Raw genomic sequence first — 14652 nt, 5'->3', positions numbered from 1 at the left:
GTCGTGGAACCGCGCGCGGTCGTGTGGGCAATCCTTGACATGAACGACGCAGAGGCGATCCGGCGCTCGCTGCTTGAACCTTCGGCGTTCGGCGCCGTCTTCGACCGCCACTTCGCCGCGGTGCACGCGTTCGCGCAGCGGCGGGTGGGTGCGGAGCTGGCCGAGGAGGTCGCCGCGGAGGCCTTCGCCCGCGCCTTCGCGCACCGCAAGCGTTATGACGACTCGCACGCGGACGCATTGCCGTGGCTGCTCGGCATCGCCACCAACCTGATGCGCCGCCACTGGCGCACCGAGCGCCGACGCCTCGACGCCTACGCGCGGGTCGCCTCGCAGCACACGCCGAGCGTCGACGCCCACACCGCCGAGGAGGCGATCAGAGCCGTTGCCCGCCTCCCCCGCCGCCAGCGGGAAGTCGTCCTGCTGCACGTCTGGGCGGATCTGTCGTACGAGCAGATCGCCCGCGCGCTCGACATCCCCGTCGGCACCGTCCGTTCCCGCCTGAGCCGCGCCCGCGGCGCGCTCGGCACCGACCCGATCCTGGAGCCCTCCCGTGCCTGATCTCGACCTGCTCCGCACGCTCGCCCCGCCCGTCGAGCCGCCACCGCCGCGCGCGTTCACGCCGCCGCCGGCGCGCGGGCGGCGCCCAGTCCTCCTCGCCACGCCGATCGCGGTCGGCGCGGTCATCCTCGCCGTGGTGTTGACGCAGCTGGGCGGCGGCCAGCCGTTCGCCGAGGCCGCGATCCGCGCCGCGCAGGCGAGCCCGCGGCTGCTCGTGAACGGCTGGAAGGTCACCCGCGTCGACGAGTGGGACGCGGGGACCGGGGAGATGACCTTCGCTCGCGACGGGCGCAGCGTGGAGGTCAGCTGGACGGCCGTCGACAACGGCAACAAGGACCTCGTGCGGGTGGCGGGCGCGGAGGTCGCGGGCGCCGACGCCTGGGTCGGGCGCTATCCCGGCAGCACCGACTACGTCGCCCGGTGGCGGCAGGGCGACGCGTTCGTCCAGGCCCGCGGCGACGCCGCCACGCCGGCCGCGTTCATCGACGTCCTCGAGCGGATCTACCAGGTCGGCGCGGAGGATTGGCTGGCGGCGCTTCCCGCCACCGCGGTCGAGCCCAAAGCGCAAGCCGCGGCGGCAAGCCAGATGCTGATGGGCATCCCGCTCCCTCCCGGCTTCAAGACCCCACCGGCCACGGACGAGACCCGCGACCGCTACCAGCTCGGCGCGAAGGTCGCCGGCGCGGTCGTGTGCGGGTGGATCGAGGAGTGGCTGCACGGGGACACGGCGGCCGCCGCGCGCGCCCTCGCCGGCTCACGCTCCTGGCCGCTCCTGCAGGACATGAACGCCGAGGGCGATTACCCCGAGGTCGTCTGGCAGTACGCGGACGCGATCAACGGCAAGGGCGACGTCCCCGGCGGCAAGCTGGGCCTGAGCGTTGACGGGACCTACCGGGAGGCGCTCGGCTGCTGAGCGCGGGCGGCGAGGCCGCGCCAGACGGCTTCGGGCATCGCGTCGATGTCGGCGGTGCTCTCTTAGAATCGCATCGTAACTAAAAAGTTACCGTAGCTGGACGGTTACGATACGGACATCGCTGGTGACCCCTTCAACGCCCTGGGCGACCCCAATCGCCGCGCGATCGTCGAGCTGCTGCGCACCGGCGACCGCTCCGTGCAGGAGCTCGCCGACGCGCTGCCGATCAGCCGCCCCGCGGTCTCGCGGCACCTGAAGCTGCTCAAGGACGCCGGGCTCGTCGCCGACCATGCCGAGGGCACGCGCCGGCTCTATCGGCTGCACGAAGAGGGCGTCGAGGCGGTCCGCGCGTACCTCCAGCAGGTGTGGGGCGAGGCGGCGGCGCGGTTCAAGCTCACGGCGGAGAACTGATGGAGCCCCTGGAGCTCGCGTTCACCGTCGAGTGCTCGCCGGAGCACGCGTTCGACACCTGGGCGCGGCGGATCGGGACCTGGTGGCCGAAGGGTCACTCCGTCTCCGCCGATCCCGGTTTGAAGGTCACTTTGGAGCCGCGCGTGGGCGGGCGGATCTTCGAGCGCACGCCCGATGGCACGGAGCACGAGTGGGGCGAGGTCGTCGCCTGGGACCCACCGCACCGGCTCAGCTACCTCTGGCACCTGCGGACCGACCGCGCGGACGCCACCGAGGTCACGGTCGCGTTCACCGGCGAGGGCGAACACACGCTGGTAACCATCGTGCACAGCGGCTGGGAACGGCTCGGCGCCAAGGCGGACGCGTGGCGCGAGCGCAACCACCGCGGCTGGGGCGGTCTGGTTGGGCACTATCGCGCCGCGTGCTCTGTCACGCTCTAGGGGAAAGTGGCGCGCCCCGACTACTACGGCAACCCGGCCGGCCTGACCGATGAGGCAGACGTCGTCCGTGCGATCTACGACGCGTTCGCCCGGCGTGACGTCGAAGCGGCGACCGGCTACTTCAGCTCGGACTGCGAGCTCGACTTGGCCGGCACGGCCCGCCTGGCCGGCCGCAGCGAGCCCTATTTCGGCCACGACGGGCTGCGCGAGTACTTCCGCGACGTCGAGCGCGTGTGGCAGGAACTGGTCCTGCACACCGAGGACATCCGCGTGATCCCCGGCTCGGTGATCGTGATCGGGCACGTCACCGGTCGCCGGCAGGATCTGGACGTGCGCCGCTCGTCCGTGTGGACGTGGCGGGTGAAGGACGGCCGCGCGACCTCGGTGAAGGTCGCCGATCTCGGCGACCTCGCGTAGTGCTTGCGGATATCGAGACCCGCGCCGACGTCGAACGGCTGGTGCGAGCGTTCTACGGGCGTGCGCTGACCGATCCGATCATCGGCTGGATCTTCACCGACATCGCCAAGCTCGACCTCGAGGCGCACGTGCCGGAGATCGCTTCGTTCTGGGAGACGATCCTGCTCGGTGCGCAGTCCTACCGCGGCGGGGCGTTCCGGCCGCACGCGGAGCTGCACATGAAGGTGCGGCTACGCAGCGGGCACTTCGAGCGCTGGCTGGTGTTGTGGCGCGAGACGGTCGACGAGCTGTTCTCGGGTGAGCGGGCGGAGCTGGCGAAGTCGCACGCGCTGCGGGTGGCGCGGGCGTTCCACGGGCGCCTGGAGGCGATGACGGCGGCGCCGCCGTCCGCCGGCCTCACGGTCACCCGGCACGGTCCGGGCCGAGGCTGACCCGGAGACCGCGCGCGAGCTCGTCGATGGTGGCGTCGACCTCCTCGTCGAGCGTGCGCCGGAAGACGGCGAGCAGCGCCTTGGCGGCCAGCGGGCGGACGTGCTCGATCGACTCCGCCAGCTCGTCCCAGCGCTCGTCGGGCATCCCGGACGCCTGAAACGGCTTCCAGAGGTCCTCCAGGAAGAGCTGGACGAACTCGCGGGAGATGACGCGTGACTGGCGGGTGACGCGATCGATCAGGTCGAGCGCGTGGTCCAGGCTGATGCCGCGCGTGACGACTTCCTCGGCGGCGGCGAGCAGGGCGGGACTCGGCACGTTGAACGAGCCGTCGCCGCGCGAGTCCAGGATGCCGAGCTGGATCGCGCGCCCGAGCAGCTTGAACGCCGCCTCGTCGGGCTGCAGGCCGAGGCGGGTGCGGAGCGCGGCGGCGTCGACGATCGCGGGCGGCTCGCGCTCCTCCCCGGCCTTCTTGAGCGCGAGGAGACGGTCGCCGGGATCGGCGAGCAAGCGCTTGATGCCGTCGAGCTTGAGGCCCTCGTTCTGGAGCTGGAGGATCAGCTTGAGGCGCTCGACGTGCTCCGGGCCGTAGAAGCCGGTGCGGCCACGGACCTCGGGCGGCGGGAGCAGCCCGCGGGTTTGATGGGAGCGGACGTTGCGGACCGTCAGGCCGGCCTCGCGGGCGAGTTCGTCGATCGTCAGCACGTTCGCCACTGAGCGTACCGGGTATTGGTGTTACATCACACAACGTGACATCAAATGACGATACGTTCGGAATCCATGTTCGCCTTGCTCGCCGCGAAGCCCGCGGGTGGCGCCGCGCTCGACCAGGTCGCGATCGCCTCGGGCGCCGCGCTGCTCGTCACCGCCGTGCTGCTCTGGCTCGGCCTCGGGCACCGGTCGGGGCGGGTCCGCGTGCTGGCGCGAGTCGGACGCTTCAGCCGGCGCGTGTCCGGACTGCCTGCGTGGGCGGCGATCCCCGCGGGCCTGATCGTCGTCTCGCTCGTCACCGCGCTGTTCGGGATGCTCTGGGACATCTCGCTGCACATCGCGCAGGGGCGCGACAACGGCCCGCTCGCGAACCCCGCGCACTACGTCATCCTCGCCGGCCTGTTCGGGGTCTTCTCGAGCGGGTTCCTGTCGATGTGCCTGCCGCTGCAGAAGCCCTCGAGCGTGTCGGTGCGGCTCGCGCCCGGGTGGGACGCGCCGCTGGGCGGCGTGCTGATCGCCGCAGCGGGTGCGTTCTCGCTGGTCGGGTTCCCCTTGGACGACGTCTGGCACCGCCTGTTCGGCCAGGACGTGACGCTCTGGGGCCCGACGCACCTGATGCTGATCGGCGGCGCCGCGATGGCGCTCGTGGGACTGGCGGTACTGCTCGCCGAGGCGGGTGCGGCGAACGCCGCCGCCGGCCGCCGCGGCGAGCTCCCGTGGGCGCGGTTCATGCGCCGCATCTCACTCCCAGGCGCGTTCCTGCTCGGCCTGTCGACCTTCCAGGCGGAGTTCGACTTCGGCGTCCCGCAGTTCCGGATGGTCTTCGCGCCGATGCTGGTCATGCTCGCGGCGGGGGTCGCGCTGGTCGCGGCGCGGGTGTGGCTCGGGCCCGGCGCCGCGCTGGGAGCAGCGCTGTTCTTCCTCGTGATGCGCGGGTTGATGGCGCTCGCGGTCGGGCCGGTCCTGGGCGAGCCGACCCCGCACTTCCCGCTCTATTTGGTCTCGGCGTCGGCGGTCGAGCTCGTCGCGCTGCGCGTGCGGCGGCCGCTGGGCGTCGCCTTGGCGTCCGGCGTGGCGATCGGCACGGTGGGCCTGGCGGCCGAGTGGGGCTGGTCACACGTGTGGATGCCGCTGCCCTGGCCCTCAGCATTGGCGCCGTCGGGCGCGCTGCTCGGCTTCGCGATGGCGATCGCGGGTGCGTGTGTGGGCGGGTGGCTCGGCGCGCGGTTGAGCGCCGACCGGACACCCTCGTTGCGTCACGCGGGTGTGCCCGCGGCATTCGCGATCCTCGCGCTGGTCGGCTACGGCCTGCTCCCGAGCGGCAGCCAGGGCGTGCGCGCGACCGTGACGATCACGCGCGCGGCCGACACCGCCGCCGCGCGGGCGACCGCGACGCCCTCGCCGGCCCGCTCGGCCGCGACCGACCATGCCGGCTCGCCGCCCACCGCCGTCGCGCCCGCGGGCACGGTCGTGGTGCGCGTCGACCCGCGGTCCGGTGCCGACGACGCCCTCTGGTTCACCGCCACCGCCTGGCAGGGCGGCGGGCTCGTCGTCGATCGGCTCCAACGCATCGGTCCCGGCGTCTACCGCACGACGCGGCCCCTGCCGCTCACCGGCGACTGGAAGACGATGCTGCGCCTGCACCCCGGCAACGCCCTGACCGCTCTCCCCCTCTACCTGCCGGCCGACGAGGCGATCCCGGTCGCGGGCGTCCCCGCCCGCCCCTCGGTGAACCGCGCCTTCGGCCCGGAGCAGAAGCTCCTGCAGCGCGAGCGCAAGGCCGCCGCGAGCTGGCTGTGGGCGGCGGCGTACGGCGTCGTCCTCGCGATCGCGCTCGCGTTCCTTGTCGCGCTGGCCTGGGGCGTGCACCGCGTCTCGATCCTCACGCGCGATTCGTCGCCGCAGTTCGCCCGTGTCTCTCGCCCCGCGGAACCCGTCGCCACGTAGGGGTGCCCCGTCTAGGTATCGCTGAGCGAGACCGAAACGGGGCACCCCTCAGTGCGGCGGGCCGCCGAGCACTAGCACGTCGACGAGCAGCCACACCGCGACCGCGGTCACGAGCACCGCGAATCCGCGCCGCAGCACGTCCTGCGGGAGCCGCTCGCCTACCAGCGTCCCGAGCACCGCGCCGATCCCGGTGGCGCACGCGAGCTCCGCGGTGACCGCGAGGTCCGGGCGCGACCCCGCGATCAGGTGCGTGGTGAGCGCGGCGACGCCGGTCAGCGTGATGATCACCAGCGACGTCGCGACCGCGCGCCGGAAGCCGGCCCCGAGCCACAGGGTGAGAACGGGCACGATCACGAACCCGCCGCCCACGCCGAAGAACCCGGTCAACAGCCCCACGATCACACCCGCAAACACCACGCGGACGAGCGGTGGGTGCGGACAGCCCGCATCGTCGGCCTCCTCGCCGGTGCGGCGCCAGGTCGCGAGCGCCGCCACGAGCATCACCGGCACGAACGCGAGGACGAGCGCGCTCGCTCCGACCGCACGGTTCGCGAACGTCCCGAACAGCGAGCCGAATGCGGCGGGTGCGGCGAACGTGAACGCCAGCCGCCAGCACACGCGGCCGTGGCGCGCCAGCGATCCCGCGCCGATCGCGGCCGCGAGCGAGACCACCACGAGCGAGGCGGTCGACGCCGGCCCGACCGGCTCGTCGAGCACGTAGATCAGCACCGGCAGCGCGAGGATCGCGCCGCCGCCGCCGACCGCGCCGACGACCATCCCGATCGCGAGCCCGAGCAGGATCGCGATCGCGGTCACGTCATCGGAGCCTAGGGCGTCAAGCCGACCGAGGACGCATCGATCGCGAACACGATCCGGTCCCCGCTCTTCTCAGTCAGCGAGTAGACGCGGTTGCTCGTGCCCGCGTAGTGGAGGTCCTCGGCGCCGTCGGGCCAGCGGAAGTGCGCCGCAGGCTGGTCCGGGAGACCGGAGACGAGCTCGCCGATCCCGCCCGAGGCCTTCGGGTCATAGCTCGACGCCGCGAGCAGGCGGCCGTTGTGCATCAGCCCGCCCTGGACGTTGCTGGCCGGCATCTTCCACGCGCCGCTGGCCTGCAGCGCCGGCAGCCCGGAGTTCGGGTCCAGCGGCCAGCGCACGATCCGGCGGTTGTACTTCTTGTCCTGGTACTTGCCGGTGATCAGCGCGGGGGCGGTGCGATCGGTCTCGACGAACGAGAACGTCAGCCCGGCGCCCTTGGCCTGCCTGTAGAAGCCGACCTGCGGGAGCACGAACGGCGCGTTGAGGTCGGCCGTCGGCGGGAGCTTCTTCGCGCCGAGGATGTAGTTGGTGTCGAAGACGCGCACGCCGACGTCGGTCTCGGCCACGAACAGGTAGTGCGTGTACCAGGCGATGCCGCCCGCGTGGGTCTTGATCGGGCGGACGGTGCGACCGCTCGGGATCACCAGCGTGGCGCTGTTGTAGGTCGCGCCGTCGAGACTGTCGGCGTTGACGAAGCTGACCCGCGCAGGGCTCGCGGCCGTGTCCTGGTACCAGCTCACCAGCAGCGACCGGTGGCCGCCGATCAGGCCGTCGGCCTGCGCCGCGGCGCTGCCGGTGATGCCCTGCGGGATCCACTTGCCGGTGTTGTCGCGGTCGGACCACTTGAAGGCCGAGACGGCGCCCGGACCGACCTGTCCCAGCGAGGGCGAGCCCGCCGCGGACTGGGTCGTCTGCCGCGGGTGCTCGAGGACGAATTTGAGGTCGCGGCGCGGGAGGAACTTGGCGAGGTTGTCGAGGCGGGCGTACGCGGCGGCGTCGACGCCGTGCCGGGTCCACGTCAGCCCCGTCGCCGGAACGGACTTGAACGTGTCGGCCTGTGCGGCGGCGGGCGGGAGCAGGGCGCATACGAGCGCGGTGAGGACGATCTTCCGGATCATCCGAGTCGCATTACCCGCGGGGGCGATCCGGAACCGGATCCGGGCGTGACGGAGCCGAGCACGCTCGCGTGGCGGGCGCCGGTCGCGCTCGGGAGCGTGGCCGGAATGCCGTGGTAGGTGAGGAAGCCGAGGACGGCGAACGCGTACGCCTCCTTCGCCTGCGCGGGGAGGCCGAGCGCGTCGCTGGTGATGACGGGCAGCGCCTCTCGCATCGCCGCCATCAGCGTCGGATTGCGGACCCCGCCGCCGGACGCGATCAGCTCGGTCACGCCGTGTACACGGGCCGCGTTGGCGACGGTCTGCGCGGTCAGGCGGGTGAGCGTGGCCAGGACGTCCGGCCCGGTCGCGTCGCCGTAGTCGACGTAGCGCGCGTGGAAGTGTTCCTTGCCCGTCGTCTTGGGTGCCGGACGGGCGTAGTAGGGGTCCTGCAGCAGGCGTTCGAGGAGCGCCGGGATCACCGTTCCGCTCGCTGCCAGGCGCCCGCCCTCGTCGTAGCGGGCGCCCGTGAAGTGGCGCGCCGCGGCGTCGAGCAGCGCGTTGGCCGGGCCGACGTCGAAGGCGAGTGTCCCGACCGTGAGGTTCGCGATCCCGCCGAGGTTGAGCGCGGCGGGCGTGCCTGGGCGGCCCTGCAGCAGGAGCCGGTCGAGGAACGAGACCAGCGGCGCGCCCTGCCCACCCGCCGCGACGTCGCGCGCCCGGAGGTCGCTGACGACCGGCAGGCCGGTCCGCTCGGCGATCCACGCCGGTTGCCCGAGCTGCAACGTCCCCTCGACGCGGCCGTCGTCGACCCAGTGGAAGACCGTCTGGCCATGCGAGACGATCAGCTCGCCGCCGTGGCGCTCGACCGCCTCCGCCGCGAGCGCCGCGAACGCCTGGCCGATGCGGGTGTCGAGACGGCAGACCGTTTCGAAGGTCGTCGGCGCGGGCGGGAGCGCCGCCTCGATCTCGTCCTGGAGCCCGGCGTCGTACGGCGCGTCGAGCGTCCCGATCGGCCGGAGCTTGAGGACTTCGCCCTCGAGCTCGATGTCCGCCACGGCCGCGTCGATCCCGTCGAACGACGTGCCGGACATCAGCCCGACGACCCTCACTCGCCGAGCGCGCGGCGCAGGTGGCCGTCGGCCGCGAGCAGTCGTTCGCGCGCACCGTCGGCGTTGGTGGCGGTGCGCAGCATCGTCACCGCGACCTTGGCGTCGTCGCCCGCCTCCGCGAGCGCCGCGGCCGCCTCATGCGTGTCGGCACCCGCGACCTGTTCGACGATGCGCGTCGCGCGGTCCCGCAGCTTCGCGTTGGTCACGCGGACGTCGACCATCAGGTTCCCGTAGGTCTTGCCGAGCCGGACCATCGTCAGCGTCGACAGCATGTTCAGGACGAGTTTCTGCGCCGTGCCGGCCTTCAGGCGGGTCGAGCCGGCGATGAACTCCGGTCCCACGACCACGTCGATCGGGTGCTCGACGCTCGCACTGAGCTCCGAGCCCTCGTTGCAGGCGACGCCGACCGTCAGCGCACCGGTCGAGCGGGCTCGTTCGACCGCGCCGAGCACGTACGGCGTGCGGCCGCTGGCACTGATGCCCACGACGGCGTCCGCGGCGCCGAGCCCGAGCGCGGCGAGCGCCATCGCCCCCGCCTCGCGGTTGTCCTCCGCGCTCTCGCTCGCGTTGCTGACGGCCACCTGCCCACCCGCGATCACGCCGACGACGCGGTCGGTGTTGAACGTCGGGCCGCATTCGCTGGCGTCGAGCACGCCAATCCGCCCCGCCGTCCCCGCGCCGACGTAGATCAGCCGCCCGCCGGCCTCCAGCCGCTCGACGATCGCATCGACCGCCGCGGCGATCGCGTGCTGGGCGTGGCTCACCGCCATCGGCACGACGGCATCGTCCTCGTTCATCAGCCGCACGAGCTCGCCCGTCGGCAACCGATCGATCTCCGCGCGCTCGGCACGCGCGCCCTCGGTGGAGAGGTGGCCAAGTCGCGTCATGGGTCTCCGGTCTCGTGGATCAGGTCGCTGAAGAGCGTCGGTCGGTCGAGCAGGCGGGCGGCGCCGTCGAGCGCGTCGCCGCGTGGTGGGCGCAGGTCGGGCAAGGCGTCGCGGAGCGGGTCGAGCAGCAGGTCGCCGGCGGCGAACAACCCACCGGCGTACGAGAACGGCCCGCCGCCGACGCCGGCGTTCCGGGCGGCGGCAAGCGCGGTGGCCGCGAGCTCTTGTACGGCCTCCTCGATGATGCGGTGCGCGACCACGTCCCCGTCGCGCGCGGCGTCGGTGACGTCGCGGGCGAACGAGGCGATGGTCGCGACGGGATCGGCGGAGTCGTAGACGTGCGCGACGATCCCTCCGAACCGCGCCTCTGCGCGCCGCAACAGGTCCGACGAGCCTCCGCGGCCGTCGGCGGCGCGGAGCGCGGCGGCCAGGCCCGCGCGGCCGATCCAGTAGCCGCCGCCGTCGTCGCCGAGCAAGGTTCCGTGGCCGTCGGACCGCGCCCAGGCGCCGTCCTCACCCGTCGCCAGCGCGATCACTCCCGTCCCGGCGACGATCACCACACCCACCTCGCCTCCGAGCGCACCGAGGTGGGCCGTGACCGCGTCGTTGGTGGCGATCACCCGCGGTGCCGGGACGGCCGCCGCGACCGCTCCGATCTCACCCGCGAACCCGGTCAGACCCGCGGCGACGACGCCCAAATCGGCGCGCGACAGCGAACGCAAGGCCGCGTATGAGCGCCCACGCCGGGGCAGGCCGCGCACGCGCACCGTCTCGCCGCCCGGGTCATACCGGGCGCGGCACCCACTCTGCCCGCCGTCGATGAGCAGCCTCGTCTCCATCCCCGCCAAGTGGTCTATACCACTCCGCCCCACATCCGTCCAGCGAAGCCGGATCCGTAGTTCCCACGGTTTAAGAAGCCTTCGGAATGTCCGACGATGCTGAGTGAGTGCAATTGCGCGCCTTGATCACCCGCCTGCCGCTGATGCTTCGCGCATTGGTGCTGGTTCCGCTGCTGGCGGTGGGGATCGACCAGCTGCGGGTCTCGTTCGCCTGCGGCCCTGACGTGCGCAGCTGTCTCGAGACCGCGGGTGACGGCCGGTTCGGCGTCGCCGCGATGCTCATCCTCGCGGTCTACGCGTCCGCGATCGCCGCGCTCGTCGGGCGGATCGCGCAACGGCGCAGAGCGCCCGCGCTGCTCTGGATCGTCGCCACCGCCGGCGTGTACGCCGTGTGCGGCGGCCAGGCGATCCTCGCCGAGCTCTTCGGCGGCGGGGCCGTCATCGGCGGCGGCTGGCTGCAGCTCGCCGTACTGGGCGCGGCCGCCGGCGCGCTCGTCACGCTCGCGCTCCAAGCCGTTCCGGCCGCGCGGGCCCTGATCCACCGGCTCGCGCCGCGGCTCCCCCGCCTCGTCGAGTTCACCGCCGTCGGCTTCACGCCGCCGGCGACCCCGCAGCTCCTTCGCTTCACCCGCTTCGCGCGGGATCGAGCGCCACCTGCCTTGGCGTAGTCCGCCAATCCCAGGTCAAGCACTCGAACCCAAAGGAGCACCCGAAATGTCGAAGTCCAAGCGCGAGCTGCGCGAGCAGCGCCGGGCCGCCGAACGCGCGGCCGTCGTCGCCGAATCCCGCCGTCGTCGCATCCGCACCCTCCTCGGCGCCACCGGCGTCGCGGTCGTCCTCGTCGTCGCCGGCATCGCGATCTCGGCCACCGGCGGAGCCAAGGCCAAGCCCGTCGCACCCAGCAGCGCGTCCAAGCTCGTCGCCGGCATCCAGGAGCACAACGGCGTGCTCGGCGATCCCAAGGCGCCGGTCACCGTCACCGAGTACCTCGATCTGCAGTGCCCGATCTGCCAGCAGGCCTCCACGGCCAACCTCCCCGCCTTCATCAACACGTATGTCCGCACCGGCAAGGTCAAGCTCCAGGCGCGCACGCTGAGCTTCATCGGCCCGGACTCCGTCACCGCCGCCAAGGTCGCCCACGGTGCTGAGCAGCAGGGCAAGCTGTGGTCCTTCATCGAGACGTTCTACGCGTCCCAAGGCGAGGAGAACTCCGGCTACGTCACCACCGACTTCCTGACGAAGGTCGCCGACGCGGCGGGCGTGAACGCCAAGCAGGCGATCGACTTCTCCAAGGGCCAGTCCGCGCAGTCCGCGCTCGACCAGGCCGACGCCGCCGCGCAGACGCTCGGCGTCAACTCGACCCCGAGCTTCACGGTCAGCAAGAACGGGAGCGCCGAGAAGGTCATCGCCGTCGGCCTCACCGATCTGACCAACAAGCTCAACAAGGCCGTCGCCTGATGACCCGCGTCGCCGCCATCGCCGTCGCCCTCATCGGCCTCGGCATCGCGACCTACCTGACCATCGTGCACTACACCGGCGGCGCGCCGGTGTGCGCGATCGCCCACGGCTGCGAGACCGTGCAGAAGTCCGACTACTCCAAGCTCGGGGGCGTCCCGGTCGCGGTGCTCGGCCTGCTCGGCTACATCGGCATCCTCGCCGCCCTGATCCGCGACGACGAGAACTCCCGCTCCATCGCCGCGTTCCTGTCGATCGTCGGGTTCGGCTTCAGTGCCTGGCTGACCTACACCGAACTGGCGCTGATCAACGCGATCTGCATCTGGTGCGTCGGCTCGGCGATCTGCATGACGATCCTCGCGGTGCTCAACGTCTCGCGGGTGCTCACGGTGTCCCCAAAGGAACTCGCTCACGTGCGCTGATCACGAGCGCGTTCGCCCGAGAGTGGTCACTAAGCGTTGCCTGACAACGTTTAGTGACCACATCGCGCGCCGGAAGCGTGCGAGCGCAGCGCCACGAGCGCGCTGTCCAAGGCGGCCTCGAGCGGCGTGATGCTCTGCATCGTCTGCGTCAGCAGCAGGCCGCCCTGGAGGGAGGCGAAGAGCGCGAGCGAGTGGGTCTCGGCGTCGCCCGAGAGGTTCATGCGCTCGATGCCCGCCCGCAGCAGCGCCCGCCAGCGGTCCATGTGCGCGGCGACCTGCGCGCCCGCCTCCGGATCACGACCCGCGAGCTCGGAGGAGAGCGCGCCGATCGGGCAGCCCCAATGGGGTTGGGAGCCGTAGTGGGCGAGGACGGAGTCGCGCCAGCGGTCCCACGTCTCCCACGTGTCGAGGGAGTCCAGCCATGGCCGCTGGGCGTCCAGCACCCGCTCCGCCTGGAACGCCGCCAGCGCCAGGACGAGGTCCGACTTGCCGCCCGGGAAGTAGTGGAAGAGCTGGCTGCGGCTCGTCCTCGTCCCCGCGCAGATGTCGTCCAACGACGTGCCGGCCGCCCCGCGGGCGAGCACCAGATCGGCCGCCGCGCCGACGATCCGGGTCCTCGTCGCCTGTCCTTTCTTGGTCAACACAGGAATGGACTGTACAGTCCAAAAGATGAGATTGCACGAGAAGACCGCGCTCGTCACCGGCGCGACCAGCAACATCGGCCGGGCGATCGCGGTCGAATTCGGCCGCCAGGGCGCGCACGTCGTAGTCAGCGGGCGCGATGCGACCCGCGGCGCGCAGGTGGTCGAGGAGATCCGCGCCGCGGGCGGTCAGGCGGACTTCGTCGCCGCCGATCTCGACGGCACCAAAGCCGCCTCGCAGCGGCTCGCCGAGCAGGCCACGGAGACCCTCGGCGGCCACATCGACATCCTCGTCAACAACGCCGGCATCTTCCCCGCCGACACGACGCCGACCACCGACGAGGCGACGTTCGACCGCGTCTACGGCGTCAACGTCAAGGCGCCGTTCTTCCTCGTCGCGGCGATCGCGCCCGCGATGATCGAGCGGGGCGGCGGCGTGATCATCAACCTCGGCTCCTGGAACGCCCGCCTCGGGCTCCCCGTCGGGACGCTCTATGCGTCGACCAAGGGCGCCCTGGAGACCCTCACCCGCGCCTGGTCGGCCGAGTTCGGCGCCCAGGGCGTGCGGGTGAACGGCATCTCCCCCGGCGTCGTCGGCCATGAGCTGGCGGAGTCGATGATGCGCGGCACCCCGTTCGGGACGATCGGCTCGCCGGACGCGATCGCCCACGCCGCCGTCTACCTGGCCTCCGACGAGGCCGAGTTCGTGCACGGCACGGTGATCGACGTCGACGGCGGCCGGATGGGCGTGGCCGTGATCGCCGCCTAAACGTCACCTAAATGGGGTCAGACCCTCTTTAGATAAATGGGGTCAGACCCCCTTTAGGTTTGGGGCATGACTTTCGCGGTGGCGCCCGGTGACTGGGTGCGCAACACAGTCTCCTCGGGCGGATATCCCGCGCTCGCGGGCCTGATCCTGGCCGAGAACCTGTTTCCTCCGATTCCCTCGGAGCTGATCCTGCCCCTGGCCGGCTACTACGTCGGCCAGGGCGAGATGGCGTTCGTGCTGGCCGTGCTGGCGGCGACGATCGGCAGCCTGGCGGGTGCGCTGCTGCTCTACGCGATCGCCCGCTTCGGCGGTCGCCGGTTCGTCCTCAAGCTCGGGAAGGTGCTGCGGGTCAAGGAGCGAGACCTCGACCGAAGCGACGAGTGGTTCGACCGTCACGGCAGCTGGGTCGTGCTCTTCGGGCGGCTCGTTCCCGGCGCGCGCAGCCTCGTGAGCATCCCCGCCGGCCTGTCCGAGATGCCGGTGCTCAAGTTCACCGCGCTGACCGCCGCCGGATCGACGGCCTGGAACGCCGCGCTGATCGGCGCAGGCTGGGCACTCGGCGAGCACTACGAGAAGGTCGGCGGGATCGTCGGCCCGATCGGCACCGCGGTCGTCGGCCTCTGCGCCCTCGCAGTGCTCGGCCTCGTGGTCGCCGCGCTGCGCCGGCGCCGCGCCGCTTAGCCTGGATCCACCGATCGATCGTGGATGACTCGTGGTCGTGGGCACCGCTGATCGTCGATCGGCCGGGCACCCTCAGGGTGGTTCCCTTCGGGTCCCGGCCGATCGGCGAG

Annotated in this window: 19 protein-coding genes; 12 read left to right on the top strand and 7 right to left on the bottom strand. The window is 72.1% G+C overall.

The features are described from left to right. Window positions 1–39: 39 nt before the first annotated feature. The 6 genes from OM076_RS22195 to OM076_RS22170 all read left to right on the top strand — a co-directional run bounded on the left by OM076_RS22195 (window position 40) and on the right by OM076_RS22170 (window position 3170). Window positions 40–558: an RNA polymerase sigma factor gene (locus OM076_RS22195; RefSeq protein WP_270042258.1), complete on the top strand. Its 519-nt coding sequence runs from the start codon at window positions 40–42 to the stop codon at window positions 556–558. Further along, a complete protein-coding gene (locus OM076_RS22190) occupies window positions 551–1471 on the top strand; it encodes a hypothetical protein (protein WP_270042257.1) in 921 nt (306 codons plus the stop codon). The genes OM076_RS22195 and OM076_RS22190 overlap by 8 nt, the downstream gene beginning before the upstream one ends. A 96-nt stretch (window positions 1472–1567) precedes the next feature. Continuing rightward, window positions 1568–1882, top strand: a complete 315-nt coding sequence (locus OM076_RS22185) for an ArsR/SmtB family transcription factor (protein WP_308214352.1) — start codon at window positions 1568–1570, stop codon at window positions 1880–1882. Further along, entirely contained in the window at window positions 1882–2322 is a 441-nt protein-coding gene (locus OM076_RS22180) for an SRPBCC domain-containing protein (RefSeq protein WP_270042256.1), read from the top strand. Before OM076_RS22185 ends, OM076_RS22180 begins: the two co-directional genes overlap by 1 nt. 6 nt (window positions 2323–2328) lie before the next feature. Then, window positions 2329–2739, top strand: coding sequence for a nuclear transport factor 2 family protein (locus OM076_RS22175; protein ID WP_270042255.1), 411 nt, complete (start codon window positions 2329–2331; stop codon window positions 2737–2739). After that, the gene (locus OM076_RS22170; protein ID WP_270042254.1) at window positions 2739–3170 is read left to right on the top strand and encodes a group III truncated hemoglobin; all 432 of its coding nucleotides are present in this window, start codon (window positions 2739–2741) and stop codon (window positions 3168–3170) included. The genes OM076_RS22175 and OM076_RS22170 overlap by 1 nt, the downstream gene beginning before the upstream one ends. Here OM076_RS22170 and OM076_RS22165 read toward each other — a convergent pair. Next, window positions 3142–3873 carry a MerR family transcriptional regulator gene (locus OM076_RS22165; RefSeq protein WP_270042253.1) on the bottom strand — a complete coding sequence of 244 codons (732 nt, stop codon included), beginning with the start codon at window positions 3871–3873 and terminating at the stop codon, window positions 3142–3144. The genes OM076_RS22170 and OM076_RS22165 overlap by 29 nt on opposite strands. Before the next feature lie 75 nt (window positions 3874–3948). On the opposite strand from OM076_RS22165, the gene OM076_RS22160 reads away from it, so the two are divergent. Further along, window positions 3949–5826, top strand: coding sequence for a hypothetical protein (locus OM076_RS22160; RefSeq protein ID WP_270042252.1), 1878 nt, complete (start codon window positions 3949–3951; stop codon window positions 5824–5826). Window positions 5827–5874: 48 nt separating this feature from the next. Here the strand turns inward: OM076_RS22160 and OM076_RS22155 are convergent, their stop codons facing one another. Genes OM076_RS22155 through OM076_RS22135 form a run of 5 tightly spaced genes read right to left on the bottom strand, consistent with a single transcriptional unit; the run spans window position 5875 to window position 10574 of the window. After that, complete coding sequence (locus OM076_RS22155; RefSeq protein WP_270042251.1) at window positions 5875–6642, bottom strand: sulfite exporter TauE/SafE family protein; 768 nt, start codon at window positions 6640–6642, stop codon at window positions 5875–5877. An 11-nt stretch (window positions 6643–6653) separates the two neighbouring features. Then, entirely contained in the window at window positions 6654–7760 is a 1107-nt protein-coding gene (locus OM076_RS22150) for a hypothetical protein (RefSeq protein ID WP_270042250.1), read from the bottom strand. After that, entirely contained in the window at window positions 7757–8848 is a 1092-nt protein-coding gene (locus OM076_RS22145) for an anhydro-N-acetylmuramic acid kinase (RefSeq protein WP_270042249.1), read from the bottom strand. The genes OM076_RS22150 and OM076_RS22145 overlap by 4 nt, the downstream gene beginning before the upstream one ends. Next, window positions 8845–9735: an N-acetylmuramic acid 6-phosphate etherase gene (gene murQ / locus OM076_RS22140; protein ID WP_270042248.1), complete on the bottom strand. Its 891-nt coding sequence runs from the start codon at window positions 9733–9735 to the stop codon at window positions 8845–8847. Before murQ ends, OM076_RS22145 begins: the two co-directional genes overlap by 4 nt. Further along, window positions 9732–10574, bottom strand: a complete 843-nt coding sequence (locus tag OM076_RS22135; RefSeq protein ID WP_270042247.1) for a BadF/BadG/BcrA/BcrD ATPase family protein — start codon at window positions 10572–10574, stop codon at window positions 9732–9734. The genes murQ and OM076_RS22135 overlap by 4 nt, the downstream gene beginning before the upstream one ends. A gap of 107 nt (window positions 10575–10681) precedes the next feature. On the opposite strand from OM076_RS22135, the gene OM076_RS22130 reads away from it, so the two are divergent. The 3 genes from OM076_RS22130 to OM076_RS22120 are packed head-to-tail and all read left to right on the top strand — an operon-like array spanning window position 10682 to window position 12451. Then, a complete protein-coding gene (locus OM076_RS22130) occupies window positions 10682–11242 on the top strand; it encodes a hypothetical protein (RefSeq protein WP_270042246.1) in 561 nt (186 codons plus the stop codon). 46 nt (window positions 11243–11288) lie between these two features. Next, the gene (locus OM076_RS22125; protein ID WP_270042245.1) at window positions 11289–12032 is read left to right on the top strand and encodes a DsbA family protein; all 744 of its coding nucleotides are present in this window, start codon (window positions 11289–11291) and stop codon (window positions 12030–12032) included. Continuing rightward, window positions 12032–12451 (top strand): vitamin K epoxide reductase family protein, encoded by a 420-nt coding sequence (locus OM076_RS22120; protein WP_270042244.1) that lies wholly within the window; start codon window positions 12032–12034, stop codon window positions 12449–12451. The genes OM076_RS22125 and OM076_RS22120 overlap by 1 nt, the downstream gene beginning before the upstream one ends. Window positions 12452–12501: 50 nt before the next feature. On the opposite strand, the gene OM076_RS22115 is transcribed toward OM076_RS22120, so the two are convergent. Beyond that, window positions 12502–13095: a TetR/AcrR family transcriptional regulator gene (locus OM076_RS22115; RefSeq protein WP_270042243.1), complete on the bottom strand. Its 594-nt coding sequence runs from the start codon at window positions 13093–13095 to the stop codon at window positions 12502–12504. A gap of 25 nt (window positions 13096–13120) precedes the next feature. Between OM076_RS22115 and OM076_RS22110 the strand changes: the two genes are divergently transcribed. Next, window positions 13121–13861 (top strand): SDR family NAD(P)-dependent oxidoreductase, encoded by a 741-nt coding sequence (locus tag OM076_RS22110; protein ID WP_270042242.1) that lies wholly within the window; start codon window positions 13121–13123, stop codon window positions 13859–13861. Between the two features lie 66 nt (window positions 13862–13927). Then, window positions 13928–14542 carry a DedA family protein gene (locus tag OM076_RS22105; protein ID WP_270042241.1) on the top strand — a complete coding sequence of 205 codons (615 nt, stop codon included), beginning with the start codon at window positions 13928–13930 and terminating at the stop codon, window positions 14540–14542. Window positions 14543–14652 lie beyond the last annotated feature (110 nt).

The sequence above is a fragment of the Solirubrobacter ginsenosidimutans genome (assembly GCF_027587205.1).
Note: the sequence above shows the minus strand (reverse complement) of the source record. Positions and strands in the feature narration are given on the sequence as shown.

What these genes read in the sequence shown, in the direction of transcription:
- OM076_RS22120 (WP_270042244.1), top strand. Translation starts at nt 12,032, where the DNA reads ATGACCCGCGTCGCCGCCATCGCCGTCGCCCTCATCGGCCTCGGCATC.
- OM076_RS22150 (WP_270042250.1), bottom strand. Translation starts at nt 7,760, where the DNA reads ATGATCCGGAAGATCGTCCTCACCGCGCTCGTATGCGCCCTGCTCCCG.
- murQ (WP_270042248.1), bottom strand. Translation starts at nt 9,735, where the DNA reads ATGACGCGACTTGGCCACCTCTCCACCGAGGGCGCGCGTGCCGAGCGC.
- OM076_RS22160 (WP_270042252.1), top strand. Translation starts at nt 3,949, where the DNA reads ATGTTCGCCTTGCTCGCCGCGAAGCCCGCGGGTGGCGCCGCGCTCGAC.
- OM076_RS22125 (WP_270042245.1), top strand. Translation starts at nt 11,289, where the DNA reads ATGTCGAAGTCCAAGCGCGAGCTGCGCGAGCAGCGCCGGGCCGCCGAA.
- OM076_RS22195 (WP_270042258.1), top strand. Translation starts at nt 40, where the DNA reads ATGAACGACGCAGAGGCGATCCGGCGCTCGCTGCTTGAACCTTCGGCG.
- OM076_RS22105 (WP_270042241.1), top strand. Translation starts at nt 13,928, where the DNA reads ATGACTTTCGCGGTGGCGCCCGGTGACTGGGTGCGCAACACAGTCTCC.
- OM076_RS22180 (WP_270042256.1), top strand. Translation starts at nt 1,882, where the DNA reads ATGGAGCCCCTGGAGCTCGCGTTCACCGTCGAGTGCTCGCCGGAGCAC.
- OM076_RS22110 (WP_270042242.1), top strand. Translation starts at nt 13,121, where the DNA reads ATGAGATTGCACGAGAAGACCGCGCTCGTCACCGGCGCGACCAGCAAC.
- OM076_RS22135 (WP_270042247.1), bottom strand. Translation starts at nt 10,574, where the DNA reads ATGGAGACGAGGCTGCTCATCGACGGCGGGCAGAGTGGGTGCCGCGCC.